Source organism: Streptomyces sp. NPDC052721 (assembly GCF_040678315.1).
Taxonomy (GTDB): domain Bacteria; phylum Actinomycetota; class Actinomycetes; order Streptomycetales; family Streptomycetaceae; genus Streptomyces.
In genome coordinates this window covers 41,635-56,962 of sequence record NZ_JBFATL010000049.1, presented here as the reverse complement: position 1 = coordinate 56,962, position 15,328 = coordinate 41,635, and the positions used below count along the sequence as shown (strand labels likewise).

Below are 15,328 nucleotides of genomic sequence, written 5' to 3'. Positions count from 1 at the left end.
TGATGACCCGGCAGGCCAGCACCACGGCCGTGGTGCTGGCCTGCCGGGTCATCACCGTGTGGCTGCCGCTGGTGCCGGGCGCGCTGGTGCGGCTGGAGGTCATCCGACCGGCGTGACCCTGTCGTCGGGTACCGGGCGGAAGGTACGGCGGTACGCCTGCGGGGTGACGCCGACGGTCGCGTGCAGGTGCTGCCGCAGCGAGACCCCGCTGCCGAAACCGGCCTCGGCGGCGACCCGTTCGACGGGCCAGTCCGTGGTCTCCAGCAGTTGCCGGGCCAGGTCGACGCGCCGGAGGGCGAGCCAGCGGGCCGGGCTGGTGCCGGTCTCCTCGCGGAACCGGCGCGTGAAGGTGCGGACGCTGACGTGAGCGTGCGCCGCCATGTCCGCCAGGGTGATCGGCTCGCCGAGGCGCTCCAGCGCCCAGGCCTGGGTGCGGGCGGTGCCGGACGCGGTGGGGTCGGGCACGGGCCGCCGGATGTACTGGGCCTGGCCGCCGTCGCGCCACGGCGGCACCAGGCAGAGGCGGGCGACCTCGTTGGCGATGCCGCTGCCGTGGTCGCGGCGGACGATGTGCAGGCACAGGTCGATACCGGCGGCGACCCCGGCGGAGGTCAGGATGTCACCGTCGTCGACGAAGAGGACGTCGGGGTCGACGCGCACGGTGGTGAACATGCGCTGGAGGCGGTCGGCCTCGCGCCAGTGGGTCGTGGCGGGGCGGCCGTCGAGCAGTCCGGCGGCGGCCAGCACGTACGTACCGGTGCAGATCGCGACGATCCGGGTGCCCGGCCGGAGGGCGGCCAGCGCCTCACGCAGCGGGCCGGGGAGGCGGCCCTCCTCGCGGATGGGGCCGAGCGCGTGCGACGGCGGGACGACGATGGTGTCCACCGTGGTCAGCAGGGAGGCGTCGTGAGCGACGGTGAGCCGGTAGTCGGCCTGGGTGCGGACGGGGCGGCCGTCCACGCTGCACGTGGTCACGGAGTAGAGCCGGCCGCCGTCGGCGTCACGGGCCGTGCCGAAGATCCGCTCGGGGATGCCGAGTTCGAAGGGCAGAACGCCGTCCAGGGCCAGGACACCGACTCGATGCATGACCCGATCTTTTCATTCCCTGGCCAACGGGCCACTACTGGGCGGCGGGCCGGCGGGAGAGCCTGGGCGGGCGCCTGACGATCCGGCACGCACCCAGCCGATTCCCTCACGAGAAGGAGAACCTCCTCATGCCCGAGCCCACCCTCCTCCCCCCGACCATGCGCGCCGTCTCCCAGGAGGCCGCCGGACCGCCGGAGGTCCTGCAGATCGTCGAGGTGCCCCGGCCGGAGCCCGGCCCGGGCGAGATCCTGGTGCGGGTGCGCGCGGCGGGGGTGAACCCGGCCGACTGGAAGATCCGCGCGCGGGGCGTGTTCGCGGACGGCTCGCCGCTGCCGTTCCGGCTCGGTTCCGACGTGGCCGGGGTGGTCGAGGCGGTCGGCGCCGGAGTGACGCTGTTCCGGCCCGGTGACGAGGTGTTCGGCATGCCGCGCTTCCCGCACCAGGCGGGCGCCTACGCCGAGTACGTCGTCGCCCCCGCCCGGCACTTCGCGCCGAGCCCGCGCGGCCTCACCCCGGTCGAGGCGGGCGCGCTGCCGCTGGCCGCGCTGACCGCGTGGCAGGCCCTGGTGGACACCGCCGACGTCCAGCCCGGCGGGCGGGTCCTGATCCACGCCGCGGCCGGCGGGGTCGGCCATCTGGCGGTGCAGATCGCCAAGGCCCGCGGCGCGTACGTCATCGGTACGGCAAGCGCCGGCAAGCACGAGCTGGTGCGGTCGCTGGGGGCCGACGAGGTGATCGACTACCGCGTGCAGGACGTCGCCGGGACCGTCCGGGACGTCGACGTCGTCGTGGACGCCCTCGGCGGCGCGAGCTTCGCCCGGTCGCTGCGCACGCTCCGGCCCGGCGGCACGCTGGTCGGGCTGCTCGCGCCGGACGACACCTCGGTGGCCGAGGCGGCCGAGGCGGCCGGGGTGCGGGCCGTGTTCATGCTGGTCGAGCCGGATCACGCGGGTCTGCGCGGGATCGCCTCCCTGGTCGAGGCGGGCCGGCTGCGCGTGCTCGTGGAGCGGGTCTTCCCGCTGGAGGAGGTCGCCAAGGCCCACGCGTACGGCGAGACCGGCCGCACCACCGGCAAGATCGTGCTCACGGTCACCCCCTGACCCGGGGACGGCTGCCAGGCTGCGGACGGATCACCGTCCCGCCCCGGACACCGGGGCCGATCAAGGAGGTTGTCGCATGCCGGTGCGGATCGAACGGCAGGAGCACGTCACCACGGTCGTCCTGTCCCGGCCGGAGGCCCGCAACGCGGTGGACGGGCCGACGGCCGCCGAACTGGCCGCCGCCTTCCGGGCGTTCCAGGCGGACGACGGCGCCCGGGTGGCGGTGCTGTGGGGCGAGGGCGGCACTTTCTGCGCGGGTGCGGACCTGAAGGCGATCGGCACGGAGCGCGGCAACCGGGTGGCGGAGGACGGCGACGGGCCGATGGGTCCGACGCGCATGCGGCTGTCCAAGCCGGTGATCGCGGCGGTGGCCGGGCACGCGGTCGCGGGCGGCCTCGAACTCGCCCTGTGGTGCGATCTGCGGGTCGCCGAGGAGGACGCGGTGTTCGGGGTGTTCTGCCGCCGCTGGGGCGTGCCCCTGATCGACGGCGGCACGGTACGGCTGCCCCGGCTGATCGGCACCGGCCGGGCCCTGGACATGATCCTCACCGGCCGCCCGGTCCCGGCCCGCGAGGCGTACGAGATGGGTCTGGCGAACCGGCTGGTCCCCACCGGACAGGCGCGCGCGGAGGCGGAGGCGCTGGCGGCACGGATCGCCCGCTTCCCGCAGGCGTGCCTGCGCGGTGACCGGGCGTCGGTCCTGGACCAGGAGGGGCAGGACGTGGAGACGGCGCTGCGCGGCGAACTCCGGTGGGGCATGGGCGTGCTGGCCGAAAGCGCGGAGGGCGCCGCCCGGTTCGCGTCGGGTGCCGGGCGGCACGGGTCGTTCGCGGACTCGTGAACCGCCGCTCCTGCGGCAGCCCCGCGCTCAGCGGGTGCTCACCCGTACCTCGCCGCCCTCGGGGTCGACGCGGCCGTGCCAGCGGGCGGTGAGGGTCAGGGTGCGGTCGGGCAGGGCGGTGCCCAGGCGCTCGTGGTGCAGGAGGCGGCCGTCCTGGCGGACGTACAGGACCGGGCGGTGCAGCAGGACGCCGGTGCGCAGGACGTGGGGGGCGGGCGGGACGGCCGGGGTGACGCGGTTCGGGGCGATCCAGCGCAGCGGTGGCTCGACGGTCAGGGGTACGCCCGGGGCCGGCCAGGGCGCGCCCGCCAGGAAGTCCAGTACCGCGCCGGCCGCCCGGGCGCCCTCGCGGGCGGCCGTGCCGGCGGGTTCCACGGCGTGCAGGACGTTGCCGGCGGCGAAGACACCGTGGCGCGAGGTGTGCAGGGAGCCGGCGACGGCGGGGCCGCGGGTGCCGGGGTCCAGAGTGAGGCCGCCGCGCCGGGCCAGTTCGTGGTCGGGGACGAAATCACCGGTGAAGACCACGGTGTCACAGGGGAGGACGGTCGTACGGCCGTCCCGGTGGCGGACGCGGACGCCGGACAGGCGTCCGTGGCCGAGGAGTTCGGTGACGGTGGTGCCGGTCAGCAGCGGGACGCCGTGGCGCAGCCGGGCCGCCCGGGCGCGGGCGCGGCCGGTCTGGGCGCGCGGGTGATCCGTGACGAGGGCGACGACCTCGGCGCCGGCCGCGCGGACGGTGCCGGCCGCCGCGTAGGAGACGTCCGTCGCGCCGACGACGACCGCGCGGGTGCCGATGTGCTGCCCGAACAGGTGGACCGCCCGCTGGATTTCGCCGGTGGTGTAGACGCCGGCGGGGCGGGTGCCGGGCACCAGGCGGGCGGAGCGGGGGCGTTCGCGAGCGCCGGTGGCGAGGACGACCGCCCGTGCCGCGACGGTCTCCGGGCCTTCGGGTCCGACGGCGGTGAGCACGGGGCCCGTGTACGCCCAGTCCAGCGCCGTCACGCCGGTCCGGACGGTGGCGCCCGCGCGCTCGGCGGCCTGTGTGAGCAGGCGGGCGTACCCGGGGCCGGTCAGCGGGTGCGTCCAGGTGCCGAAGCCGCCGTGCGCGCACGTCCGGGGCACTCCGCCGGGTTGTGTCTCCCGCTCCAGCACCTCCACCCGCCCGGCACCGGCGGCGGCCAGCCGCGCGGCGGCGGCGAGCCCGGCGGGCCCGGCACCGACGACGAGGACGTCCACGTGACGCGGGGCCGTCATGGCCTCGCCCCCCGCTCGAACAACTCCCGTACCGCCGCTCCGCAGTAGAAGCCCTGGCAGCGCCCGGCCCGGGCGCGGGTGCGGCGGCGCAGGCCGTCCAGGCCGCGGGGCGGGACGGTACTGGCGAGGGCGTCGCGGATCTCCCCGCGGGAGACGCGCTCGCAGTGGCAGACGAGGGTGCCGTACTCGGGGTCGGCGGCGATGAGGTCGGGCCGCTGGTAGGGGCGCGGGAAGGCCTCGCCGAGGTTCGGCATGGTCACCGGCTCCGGTTCCCGTACCGGGCCGAGGTCGAGGCCGCCGTCGGCCAGCAGGCCGGTGACGTGGGCGGCGATGGCCAGGGACGCGGTCAGGCCGGTGGAGCGGATGCCGCCGACGGTGACGTACGCCTGCCCGGGGTGCGCGGTGATGCGGTAGTCCTCGTGCCCGGTGGCCGCGCGCAGCCCGGCGTACACGGCGGTGACCTCCTCCTCCAGCAGGGCGGGCAGGACGCGGCGGCCCTTGTCCCGGAGCGCGGCCAGTCCGTCGGCGGTGGATCCGGTGGCCCCTTTGTCGCGCAGGTCCTCGGCGGTGGGGCCGAGCAGGACGTTGCCGTGGACGGTGGGGGCGACGAGGACGCCCTTGCCGAGGGCGGTCGGCACGGGCAGCAGGATGTGCCGGACGAGGGGGCGGGCGAGCTTGTCGTAGACCAGGAGCTGGCCGCGGCGCGGCGTGACGGTGAAGTCCTCGTGGCCGAGGGCGCGGTCCAGGGTGTCGGCGTGCAGTCCGGCCGCGTTGACCAGGTGGCGGGCGCGCAGGGTGCCCCGGCTGGTGGTCAGCAGGTGCCCGTCCGCCGAACTGACCTGGCGCACGGCGGTGTTGAGGTGCAGGTCGATTCCGGAGCGGACGGCCTGGGTGGCGTACGCGAGGGTCGTCGTCCAGGGGCAGATGATGCTCTCGCCGGGGACGTGCAGGGCGCCGAGCGCGCCGGGGCCGAGGTGGGGTTCGCGGGCGCACAGCTCGTCGGGGCCCAGCAGGGTGGTGTCGTGGTACGCGTTGCGCTGGGCCTTCTCGGCCAGCCGGGGCAGTGCGGCGCGCTGTTCCTCGTCCCAGGCGACCAGCAGCGCGCCGACCCGTTCGACGGGGATGCCGGTCTCGGCGGCGTACGCGCCGAGGAGCGCGTACCCCTCGCGGACCAGGCGGGCCTCCAGGGTGCCCGGGGTCGCGTCGAAACCGGTGTGCAGGATCGCGGTGTTGGCCTTGGAGGTGCCCTGGCCGACGTCGTCCTGGGCCTCGACCAGGGCGATGCGCAGCCGGGGCCGGCGGGCGAGTTCGCGGGCGATGGCGCAGCCGACGACGCCGGCGCCGACGATCGCCACGTCGTACGGCGTCGTGGGCAGCGGCCCGGCCGCGGTGACGGTCACGCGTCGAGGAGGGCCGCGACGGCGGCGCGGAAGCCGGCGCGGCGTTCGGCGGCCTGGTCGGCCGGGATGCGGGGCTCGTACACGGCGGCGGGTTTCCCGTCGGGCAGGGCGTCCGCGACGCTCAGCCCCGGGTCGGCGCCGAGTCGGGCGAGGGCGGCGGCGCCGAGCGCGGTGGCGTCGGGCAGCGCGGACACCTCGACGGGGCGTTGCAGCAGGTCGGCCTGGGTCTGCATGAGAAGCGCGGAGCGGGTGAGGCCGCCGTCGACGCGGAGTGTGGTCAGGGGCGCGCCCAGGTCGCCGGCGGCGGCCTCGGCGAGTTCGGCGACCTGGGCGGCGATGCCCTCGCACAGGGCGCGCACCAGGTGGCCGGCGGTGGTGTCGAGGCCGAGGCCGGTGAGGGAGCCGCGCAGGTCGCCGCGCCACCAGGGGGCGGCGAGCCCGGCGAGGGCCGGGACGAAGGTGACCCCGCCGCTGTCGGGGACGGTGCCGCCGACCGCGTCGAGGTCGGCGGCGGCGGAGAGGACACCGAGGTCGGTGAGCCAGCGGACGGCGGAGGCGGCGGTGTAGACCTGGCCGTCCAGGCAGTAGCTGGTGTGTCCGGCGAGCCGCCAGGCCACGCAGCTGACCAGGCCGGAGGCGCCGCGCCGGGGGCGGTCCCCGCTGTGAGCGAGCAGGAACGCGCCGGTGCCGTAGGTGCACTTGGCGGCGCCGGGCCCGGTGACGCGCTGGGCGAGCAGGGCGGCCTGCTGGTCGACGATCAGTCCGGTGAGCGGGATCTCGGCGCCGAACGCGCGTGTGGTGCCGACCTGTTGCGCGGTGTCGGTCACCTCGGGGAGGCGTTCGCCGGCCAGGCCGTAGAGGTCCAGGGCGCGCGGGGACCACTCGGCGCGGTCCAGGTCGAGCAGCTGGGTACGGCCGGCGGTGGCGGCGTCGGTGGCGAAGGCGCCGGTGAGGCGGTGGACCAGCCAGGCGTCGGAGGTGGTGACGACGCCGTCGCGGGTGAGGTGGCGGCGGATCCAGGCCATCTTCGGCGCGGCGAAGTACGGATCGAGGGGAAGGCCGGTCAGCTCCCGCAGTTCCTCGGCGTGCCCGGTGAGTTCGGCGCACACGGTCTCGGCCCGGCGGTCCTGCCACACCAGGGCGTCGGTCAGCGGGCGGCCGGTGCCCGGATCCCAGGCGAGGACGGTCTCGCCCTGGTTGGCGAGGCCGAGCGCGACGACGTCCTCACCGGCCTCGGCGAGCGCGCGCCGGCCGGCCTCCACCACCGAGTCGTACAGCCGCACCGGGTCCACCTCGACCAGGCCGCCGGGCAGATGACGGGGGCGCACCTCGGCGAACCCGGTGCCGAGGACACCGCGTTCGGGACAGACCACGAGCGCCTTGGTGCCGGACGTGCCCTGGTCGACGGCGAGCACCGGCCCGGTCATCGCGCGTTCTCCGCGCGAGCGGGCCGAGCGCCCCGCGCCCGTGTCCGTCCCGCGCTCTCCGCTGCGGCCGTGAAGATCACCGCGCCAGCCTGCCGCCGCCGCGGGCCCGGAGTCAAGGCCTTCCCCTCACACCCAACTCGCCCTGCCAGTCGTTGACTTGGCAACAATGGTACGGCGGAACCGGCGCCTCTATAGTGACCGCCGACCACCCGAGACATCTTCATCACCGCCCAGGGGAGGGCTGTTGCAACGTCATCCCGCCACCTCGCCCGTGCGCCCGTGGCCGGGGGCCGGCGGCTGATGGCCAGAGACGGAGCCCGCCCCTCCTACGACCCCGCCGGCCCCGACCACGCGCTGCGCGCCGCGCTCCAGGACCTGCGCACCGGCCGCTGGATGGCCATGCGCACCCTGCTCGCGGAGACCCCGCAGTGGTGGCAGTGGACCCAGCGCACCCAGGTGCTGGCGGCGGCCGCGGCCGGCACCGACGTGGTGCGGGCCTGGCTCACCGAGGAGCCGGACAGCGCGCACGCGGTGGTGATGCACGCCCGCGTCGGCGTCGAGCGCGCACTGCGGGCCCGGCGGGAACGACACCGCCGTACCCATGAGTTGTGGATCGAGGCATGGGACGCCGCCCAGTCGGCGACGGTGGCCGCCCCGCGGGATCCGGTGCCCTGGGTGTGTCTGCTGGCGCTGGCCCAGCTCGACCCGGAGCAGCGCTGGGAGGAGCACCGGGCCGCCGCGCCGGAGCCGATGCTGCCGCCGGGCCCCTGGGGGCTGCTGGCCGAGGCCGGCAAGCGCGACCCGTTCAACCGCGAGGCCCACCACCGGATGCTCCAGTTCCTGTACGCGCGCGGCGGTTCGGGCCGGCTCGCGGAGGCCGCCGGGTACGCGCAGTGGGCCGCCGGCCAGGCCCCGCCGGGCTCCGCGCTGCACCTGCTGCCGCTGTACGTCCGGGTCGAGCGCTACCGCCGGGACAGCGGGCACGACGCGGCGCTGGATCTGCACTGGGTGGTGGAGGAGGCGGCCCGCGAGGCGCGGCGCGCGCTGCACTCCTGGTTCGAGCGGACAGGGCCCGCCGAGCGCGCGCTGCCGGACCTCAACCATCTGGCCCACGCGCTGTGGGGCTCCCTGCAATTCGCGGAAGCATCACGGGTGTTCGAGGCGATCGGCCCCTATTTCACCCCGCCGCCCTGGATGTACCGCACCCCGGACCGGGACCGCGCCGTGGAGATCTTCGTACAGGCCCGTGACCGCTGCCGGGCCGCCGCGGAGGGCTCCCGCCCCTGAACAGCGCGTATGCACATGACCCTCCTGAACACCCTCCTCCGCACCCCCCGAAGAAACCCCCGCACTGCCCTCCGCACCACCCCCTGACGACCCGTTGCACGTGCCCGTTCGACAACCGTTGATCCAGGAGGTCCCCGCGTGTCCCCCACCCCCGATCCCTCGCCCGCCCCGTCCCCCGGACTGCCGCAGCAGGACGAGGAGCAGCGGCTGCGGGAACTCGGCTACCGGCCGGTGCTGGCCCGTCGCATGGGCGGCTTCGGCAACTTCGCGATCAGCTTCTCGGTGATCTCGATCCTGTCCGGCTGCATGACCCTGTACGGCTTCGGCCTGAACACCGGCGGTCCCGCCGTCATGCTCTGGGGCTGGGCCGGCGTCGGCCTGTTCGTGCTGTGCGTCGGGCTCGCGCTCGCCGAGGTCACCAGCGCCTACCCGACCTCCGGCGCCCTGTACTACATGGCCGACCGGCTCGGCGGCCGGCGCTGGGGCTGGTACACCGGCTGGCTGAACCTGCTCGGCCTGCTCGGCGCCATCGCCGGCATCGACTACGGCGCCGCCCTGTTCACCGGCGCGTTCGCCAACCTCCAGTGGGGCTTCGAGCCGACGCCCGGCAGGACGATGCTGATCTTCTGCGCCATCCTGCTGCTGCACGCGGTGCTGAACCTGTTCGGCGTGCGCCTGGTCAGCGTGCTCAACTCGGTCAGCGTGTGGTGGCACCTGGCGGGCGTGGCACTGATCGTCGGCGCGCTGGTGATCGTCCCCGACCACCACCAGTCGGCGTCCTTCGTGTTCACGAAGTTCGCCAACGAGACCGGCTGGTCGAACCCGCTGTACGTCGCGGCGATCGGCCTGCTCCTCGCGCAGTACACCTTCTCCGGCTACGACGCCTCCGCCCACCTCTCGGAGGAGACCTCGCACGCCTCGGTGGCCGCCTCCCGCGGCATCGTCCGCGCCATCTGGGTGTCCTGGCTGGCCGGTTTCGTACTGCTCGCCGGTCTCACCTTCGCCATCCAGGACTACGACGCCACGCGCACCACCGGCACCGGCGTACCGCCCGCCCAGATCCTGCTGGACGGCCTCGGCACCGACGGCGCCAGCGCCCTGCTGCTCGTGGTCGTCATCGCCCAGCTGTTCTGCGGCAACGCCGAGGTCGCCGCGGCCAGCCGGATGGTGTTCGCGTTCAGCCGGGACGGCGCGCTGCCCGGCTCGCACCTGTGGCGCAAGGTCAGCGGCCGCACCCAGACACCGGTCGCCGCCGTCTGGCTGTCCGTCGTCGTGGCCTGTGTCCTCGCCCTGCCGTCGCTGTACTCGGCGACGGCGTACAACGCGGTGACCGCCATCAACGTCATCGGCATCACCCCGGCCTACGCCATCCCCGTGTTCCTGCGGCTGCGCGCGGGCGACCGTTTCCAGCCGGGTCCGTGGCAACTGGGCCGCTGGAGCAGGCCGGTCGGCTGGATCGCGGTGGTCTGGGTGGCGTGCGTGACGGTCCTGTTCTGCCTGCCGCAGGCGTCCCCGGTCACGGTCGACACGATGAACTACGCCTCCGTCGCCCTCGCCGTGGTCCTGGTCCTGGCCAGCGTCTGGTGGTACGTGGCCCGCCGGTCGTACGGCACCCCCACCACCGCCGCGTACGGCAGCGACCGCGACCAGGCGGAACTCGCGGAGGGCATCGTCTGAGCCGGCCGCCCGAAGAGCGCCGGTCCCGGTACGGACCGGCGTACCGGATACGGCAGGATGAACGAGCGCGCCGGTCACCGGAGTTCCTCCGTCCGGCGTGGTCGCACATCCCGGACATCGAGCAGGTGACAACGTGACGAGACTTCACACACGGCCCTCCGCAGCGGCCGCACGCCCCGGAGGTGACCGGTGAACCGCGCGCTGACCCTGGACGACCTCGTCCTCGCCGGTATCGCCCTGGGGGCGGGCCTGGTGCTCGCCTTCATGTCGCGCACCCTGCTGCGCTGGCTCGCGGGGCACGCCAAGCGGACCCGCTGGAGCGGCGACGACGTCATCGTGGACGCGTTGCGCTCGGTCGTGCCCTGGGCGGCGATCGCGGGCGGCGCGGCGGCGGCAGCGGCCGTGCTGCCGCTCACCCGGACCGTCCAGCACCACGTGAACCAGGCGCTCCAGGTCTGGCTGATCATCATGGTGACGTTCTCCGCGGCCCGGGTGATCGCCGGCCTGGTCCGTTCGGTGACCCAGTCCCGCTCCGGGGTCGCGGGCTCGGCGACCATCTTCGTCAACATCACCCGCGTCCTGGTCCTGGCGATCGGCTTCCTGGTCGTCCTGCAGACCCTGGGCATCTCCATAGCGCCCCTGCTCACCGCCCTGGGTGTCGGCGGTCTGGCGGTCGCCCTGGCACTGCAGGACACGCTCGCCAACCTCTTCGCGGGCATCCACATCCTCGCCTCCAAGACCGTCCAGCCGGGCGACTACATCCGGCTGAGCAGCGGCGAGGAGGGCTACGTCGTGGACATCAACTGGCGCCAGACGACGGTCCGCCAGCTCTCCAACAACCTGGTGGTCATCCCCAACGGCCAGCTGGCCAAGGCCAACATGACCAACTACACGCGGCCCGAGCAGGAACTGACCGTGCTGGTACAGGCCGGGGTGAGCTACGACTCCGACCTGGAGCACGTCGAGCGGGTGACCGCCGAGGTGGTCACGGAGGTCATGACGGAGGTCACGGGCGCCGTACCGGAGCACGAGCCCGCCATCCGCTTCCACACCTTCGGCGACTCCCGGATCGGCTTCACGGTGATCCTCGGCGTCGGCGAGTTCAGCGACCAGTACCGGATCAAGCACGAGTTCATCAAGCGCCTGCACCCCCGCTACCGCGAGGAGGGCATCCGCATCCCGGCCCCCACCCGCACGGTCTCCCTCCAGCAGGGCACGGCGGTGATCCCGCAGCAGCGCAGCGGGGAGGGCGCGGTGTCGGGGTCGCAGGCCACGGAGTAGCCCGGCCGTGAAGTCCTGACCGGCACGTATGCTCTAAGGAGCATGACCAGCCCGGCCCCGGACCCCCGCCCGCTCGACCGGCGGCTGGACGCCCTCGCGCGCCAGCCGTTCCGGGCGAAGTTCCACCTGCGCGGGCGGGACCGGGCGACCGCCGCCCTGAAGGGCCCGGCGACCCTGCGGTGGCACGCGTACGACCTGATCGCGAAACGGCTGGCGCCGGCCGCGCCGTACAAGGACGGCCGGCAGACGCCGTACCGCGGTCACCCGGTGTTCGTGGCCCAGCACGCGACCGCCACCTGCTGCCGGAGCTGCCTGGAGCGCTGGCACGGCATCCCCCAGGGACGCGCGCTGACCCGCGCCGAACACGCGTACGTGGTGGAGGTGATCAGCCGCTGGATCGCGCGCGAGATGACGGACGGCGCGTTTTCCGGCCAGGACCCCTGTCGAGCCGACCCCGAGCACGAGATATCTTGATGTCGAGCAATGTTGCAGACGTGGAGCGGAGCACCCGGTGACTGACTCGACCATCATCTACACCTACACAGACGAGGCCCCGGCCCTGGCGACGCATTCGTTCCTGCCGGTGATCCAGGCGTACGCCTCGCAGGCCGGTGTGCCCGTGGAGACGCGTGACATCTCGCTGGCCGGGCGCATCATCGCCGTCTTCCCGGAGTACCTGAACGAGGACCAGCGCATCCCCGACGCGCTGACCGAACTGGGCGAGCTGGCCAAGACCCCCGCGGCCAACATCATCAAGCTGCCGAACATCTCGGCGTCCATCCCCCAGCTGAAGGCCGCCATCGCCGAGCTGCAGGGCAAGGGCTACGCGCTGCCGGACTACCCGGACGAGCCGAAGACCGACGAGGAGCGCGAGATCCGCGCCCGCTACGACAAGATCAAGGGCTCCGCCGTCAACCCGGTGCTGCGTGAGGGCAACTCCGACCGCCGTGCCCCCGCCTCGGTGAAGAACTACGCCAAGACCCACCCCCACCGCATGGGCGCCTGGACCGGCGAGTCCAAGACCAACGTGGCGACCATGGGCGAGAACGACTTCCGCTCCACGGAGAAGTCCGTCGTCGTCTCCGAGGCCGGCGCCCTGAAGATCGAGCTGGTCGGCGAGGACGGCACCACCACCGTCCTGAAGGAGTCCGTGCCGGTCCTCGCGGGCGAGGTCGTCGACGCGTCCGTCATGCGCGTCGCCGAGCTGAACTCGTTCCTGGCCGCGCAGGTCGCCCGCGCCAAGCAGGAGGGCGTCCTGTTCTCCGTGCACCTGAAGGCCACGATGATGAAGGTCTCCGACCCGATCATCTTCGGTCACGTGGTGCGCGCCTTCTTCCCGAAGACGTTCGCGAAGTACGGCGAGACCCTCAAGGCGGCCGGCCTCACCCCGAACGACGGCCTCGGCGGCATCCTGAAGGGCCTGGAGGGCCTGCCCGAGGGCGCCGAGATCAAGGCCTCCTTCGACGCCGAGATCGCCGAGGGCCCTGACCTGGCGATGGTCGACTCGGACAAGGGCATCACCAACCTGCACGTTCCGTCGGACGTCATCATCGACGCCTCGATGCCGGCCATGATCCGCACCTCCGGCCACATGTGGGGCCCGGACGGCCAGGAGCACGACGCCCTCGCCGTGATCCCGGACTCCTCCTACGCCGGTGTCTACCAGGCCGTCATCGAGGACTGCCGGGCCAACGGCGCCTACGACCCGTCGACCATGGGCTCGGTCCCGAACGTCGGCCTGATGGCGCAGAAGGCCGAGGAGTACGGCTCCCACGACAAGACCTTCGAGATCCCGGCCGCCGGCACGGTCCGCCTGACCGACCAGGCCGGCAACGTGCTGATCGAGCAGCCGGTCGCGCAGGGCGACATCTTCCGCGCCTGCCAGACCAAGGACGACCCGATCCGCGACTGGGTCAAGCTGGCCGTCACCCGCGCCCGCGCCACCGGCGACCCGGCGGTGTTCTGGCTGGACGAGACGCGCGCCCACGACGCGCAGCTGATCGCCAAGGTCAAGCAGTACCTGCCGGAGCACGACACCGAGGGCCTGGACATCCGCATCCTGTCCCCGGTCGAGGCCACCAAGCTGTCGGTGGAGCGCATCCGCCGCGGCGAGAACACCATCTCGGTGACCGGCAACGTGCTGCGCGACTACCTGACCGACCTCTTCCCCATCCTGGAGCTGGGCACCAGCGCCAAGATGCTGTCGGTCGTCCCGCTGATGGCGGGCGGCGGCCTGTTCGAGACGGGCGCCGGCGGCTCCGCGCCGAAGCACGTCCAGCAGCTGGTCAAGGAGAACTACCTGCGCTGGGACTCCCTCGGTGAGTTCTTCGCCCTGGTGCCGTCCTTCGAGCAGTACGCGGCGGCCACCGGCAACACCCGCGCCAAGGTCCTCGCCGACACCCTGGACCGCGCCACGGCGACCTTCCTCAACGAGGACAAGTCCCCGACCCGTCGCGTCGGCGGCATCGACAACCGCGGCAGCCACTTCTACCTGTCCCTGTACTGGGCGCAGGAGCTGGCCAAGCAGACCGACGACGCCGACCTGGCCAAGGCGTTCGCGCCGCTCGCCGAGACCCTCGCCGCGAACGAGCAGAAGATCGTCGAGGAGCTGAACGCCGTCCAGGGCCGGCCCGCCGACATCGGCGGCTACTACCAGGTCGACAAGGCCAAGGCGGACGCGGTCATGCGCCCGTCGGCCACCTGGAACGAGGCGCTGGCGTCCCTCAGCTAGTGCCTGCGGCGCCTGAGCCGGTGCCTGCGGCGCCTGAGCCGCCGAGGTGACGTGTCCTCCGCCCCGGCCGGGAAACCCCCGGCCGGGGCGGAGGCATGCGGGGCGGAGGCATGCGGGGCGGAGGCATGCGGGGCGGAGGCATGCGGGGCGGAGGCATGCGGGGCGGGAGCCGTTGTCGGTGCCGTATGGCACCTTGATCGTGCACGCCCCCAACACCCCAGGAGCAGCCGGTGTCCCAGAGCACCCCCTCGTTCGACCTCCTCCCCGGTGCCGCCGACTCGCCGGTGCTGCTGCATGTGCCGCACTCGGCACGGGCCATACCGGAGGACGTACGCGCCGGCATCGGGCTGGACGACGCCGAGCTGGAGCGGGAGCTGGACCACATCACGGACGCGCACACCGCCGAGATCGCCGAGCGGGCCGCCGCGCTCGCCGGGCTCCGGCCCTGGCGGTTCGTGAACCGGCTGTCGCGGCTGGTGGTGGACCCGGAGCGGTTCCCGGACGAGCGGGAGGAAATGCTCGCCGTCGGCATGGGCGCCGTGTACACGCGGACCACGCACAAGGGCGAGCTGCGGCCCGCCGACACCGACCCGGAGCCGCTGCTCGCCCGCTGGTTCCGGCCGTACGCCGCGGCCATGACGGAGGCGGTGGCCGGCCGGCTGGCCGCGACCGGGCGTGCCGTGATCATCGACGTGCACTCGTATCCGGCCCAGCCACTCCCGTACGAACTGCACGGCAGCGGGCCGCGCCCGCCGGTGTGCCTGGGCACGGACGCCTTCCACACCCCGCCGGAGCTGACCGAGGCCGCCCGCAAGGCGTTCGCCGGCTGCGGCGAGACGGGCCTCGACAGCCCGTTCACCGGGACGTACGTGCCGCTGGAGTTCTACGGCAGAGACGCCCGGGTCGGCGCGCTGATGGTGGAGATCCGGCGGGACACGTACATGACGGAGCCGGGCGGCCCCGCCGGTCCGGGCCTGGACCGGCTCGCCACCGCGCTGGCGGCACTCGTGGACGCGGTGTAGCCACCCGCCTGGTGCCGCGGCGCCCACCCGACACGTGGCTGGCCCCGCGGGGCGGGCCCCCCTTCGCCCCGGCCCCGACCACGCCCCTCGGCCCCGGCCCCCGGCCCACCTCGACCCGGCCCCCGGCCCGGCATGCGGTCGGTCCCCGGCGCACCTCCATCCGGCCCGCGACCTCGCACGTGGCTCGGCCACCCGGCCCGGCAGACCCCCACCCCGCCCCTG

At 74.1% G+C, this 15,328-nt stretch carries 12 protein-coding genes; 8 read left to right on the top strand and 4 right to left on the bottom strand.

What is annotated here, in order from left to right:
• Positions 1-99: 99 nt before the first annotated feature.
• Entirely contained in the window at positions 100-1,086 is a 987-nt protein-coding gene (locus AB0L21_RS33740) for a helix-turn-helix domain-containing protein (protein WP_365702119.1), read from the bottom strand.
• Between the two features lie 128 nt (positions 1,087-1,214).
• Between AB0L21_RS33740 and AB0L21_RS33735 the strand changes: the two genes are divergently transcribed.
• Together AB0L21_RS33735 and AB0L21_RS33730 are read left to right on the top strand one after the other, a co-directional pair.
• The gene (locus AB0L21_RS33735) at positions 1,215-2,186 is read left to right on the top strand and encodes an NADP-dependent oxidoreductase (protein WP_365702117.1); all 972 of its coding nucleotides are present in this window, start codon (positions 1,215-1,217) and stop codon (positions 2,184-2,186) included.
• Between the two features lie 76 nt (positions 2,187-2,262).
• The gene (locus tag AB0L21_RS33730) at positions 2,263-3,027 is read left to right on the top strand and encodes a crotonase/enoyl-CoA hydratase family protein (RefSeq protein ID WP_365788130.1); all 765 of its coding nucleotides are present in this window, start codon (positions 2,263-2,265) and stop codon (positions 3,025-3,027) included.
• 27 nt (positions 3,028-3,054) lie between these two features.
• Here AB0L21_RS33730 and AB0L21_RS33725 read toward each other — a convergent pair whose 3' ends face one another.
• From AB0L21_RS33725 to AB0L21_RS33715, 3 genes are read right to left on the bottom strand one after another with little or no spacing between them, the layout of a single operon-like run.
• Complete coding sequence (locus AB0L21_RS33725; RefSeq protein WP_365788129.1) at positions 3,055-4,281, bottom strand: FAD-dependent oxidoreductase; 1,227 nt, start codon at positions 4,279-4,281, stop codon at positions 3,055-3,057.
• A complete protein-coding gene (locus AB0L21_RS33720; RefSeq protein WP_365788128.1) occupies positions 4,278-5,681 on the bottom strand; it encodes an FAD-dependent oxidoreductase in 1,404 nt (467 codons plus the stop codon). The genes AB0L21_RS33725 and AB0L21_RS33720 overlap by 4 nt, the downstream gene beginning before the upstream one ends.
• On the bottom strand, positions 5,678-7,108 hold the full coding sequence (locus AB0L21_RS33715; protein WP_365788127.1) for an FGGY family carbohydrate kinase: 1,431 nt from the start codon (positions 7,106-7,108) through the stop codon (positions 5,678-5,680). Before AB0L21_RS33715 ends, AB0L21_RS33720 begins: the two co-directional genes overlap by 4 nt.
• Positions 7,109-7,408: 300 nt before the next feature.
• Between AB0L21_RS33715 and AB0L21_RS33710 the strand changes: the two genes are divergently transcribed.
• The 6 genes from AB0L21_RS33710 (at position 7,409) to AB0L21_RS33685 (ending at position 15,106) form a co-directional block, all read left to right on the top strand.
• Entirely contained in the window at positions 7,409-8,395 is a 987-nt protein-coding gene (locus AB0L21_RS33710) for a hypothetical protein (protein ID WP_365788126.1), read from the top strand.
• 138 nt (positions 8,396-8,533) lie between these two features.
• Positions 8,534-10,072, top strand: a complete 1,539-nt coding sequence (locus tag AB0L21_RS33705) for an amino acid permease (RefSeq protein WP_365788125.1) — start codon at positions 8,534-8,536, stop codon at positions 10,070-10,072.
• A 189-nt stretch (positions 10,073-10,261) separates the two neighbouring features.
• A complete protein-coding gene (locus tag AB0L21_RS33700) occupies positions 10,262-11,353 on the top strand; it encodes a mechanosensitive ion channel family protein (RefSeq protein WP_365788124.1) in 1,092 nt (363 codons plus the stop codon).
• Positions 11,354-11,395: 42 nt separating this feature from the next.
• Positions 11,396-11,827 (top strand): DUF4186 domain-containing protein, encoded by a 432-nt coding sequence (locus AB0L21_RS33695; RefSeq protein WP_365702101.1) that lies wholly within the window; start codon positions 11,396-11,398, stop codon positions 11,825-11,827.
• A 37-nt stretch (positions 11,828-11,864) separates the two neighbouring features.
• Complete coding sequence (locus tag AB0L21_RS33690; RefSeq protein ID WP_365788123.1) at positions 11,865-14,084, top strand: NADP-dependent isocitrate dehydrogenase; 2,220 nt, start codon at positions 11,865-11,867, stop codon at positions 14,082-14,084.
• Between the two features lie 230 nt (positions 14,085-14,314).
• The gene (locus AB0L21_RS33685; protein ID WP_365788122.1) at positions 14,315-15,106 is read left to right on the top strand and encodes an N-formylglutamate amidohydrolase; all 792 of its coding nucleotides are present in this window, start codon (positions 14,315-14,317) and stop codon (positions 15,104-15,106) included.
• Positions 15,107-15,328 lie beyond the last annotated feature (222 nt).

Coding starts and splice junctions, on each gene's coding strand:
- AB0L21_RS33740 (WP_365702119.1), bottom strand. CDS start 1,086: ATGCATCGAGTCGGTGTCCTGGCCCTGGACGGCGTTCTGCCCTTCGAA.
- AB0L21_RS33735 (WP_365702117.1), top strand. CDS start 1,215: ATGCCCGAGCCCACCCTCCTCCCCCCGACCATGCGCGCCGTCTCCCAG.
- AB0L21_RS33730 (WP_365788130.1), top strand. CDS start 2,263: ATGCCGGTGCGGATCGAACGGCAGGAGCACGTCACCACGGTCGTCCTG.
- AB0L21_RS33725 (WP_365788129.1), bottom strand. CDS start 4,281: ATGACGGCCCCGCGTCACGTGGACGTCCTCGTCGTCGGTGCCGGGCCC.
- AB0L21_RS33715 (WP_365788127.1), bottom strand. CDS start 7,108: ATGACCGGGCCGGTGCTCGCCGTCGACCAGGGCACGTCCGGCACCAAG.
- AB0L21_RS33710 (WP_365788126.1), top strand. CDS start 7,409: ATGGCCAGAGACGGAGCCCGCCCCTCCTACGACCCCGCCGGCCCCGAC.
- AB0L21_RS33695 (WP_365702101.1), top strand. CDS start 11,396: ATGACCAGCCCGGCCCCGGACCCCCGCCCGCTCGACCGGCGGCTGGAC.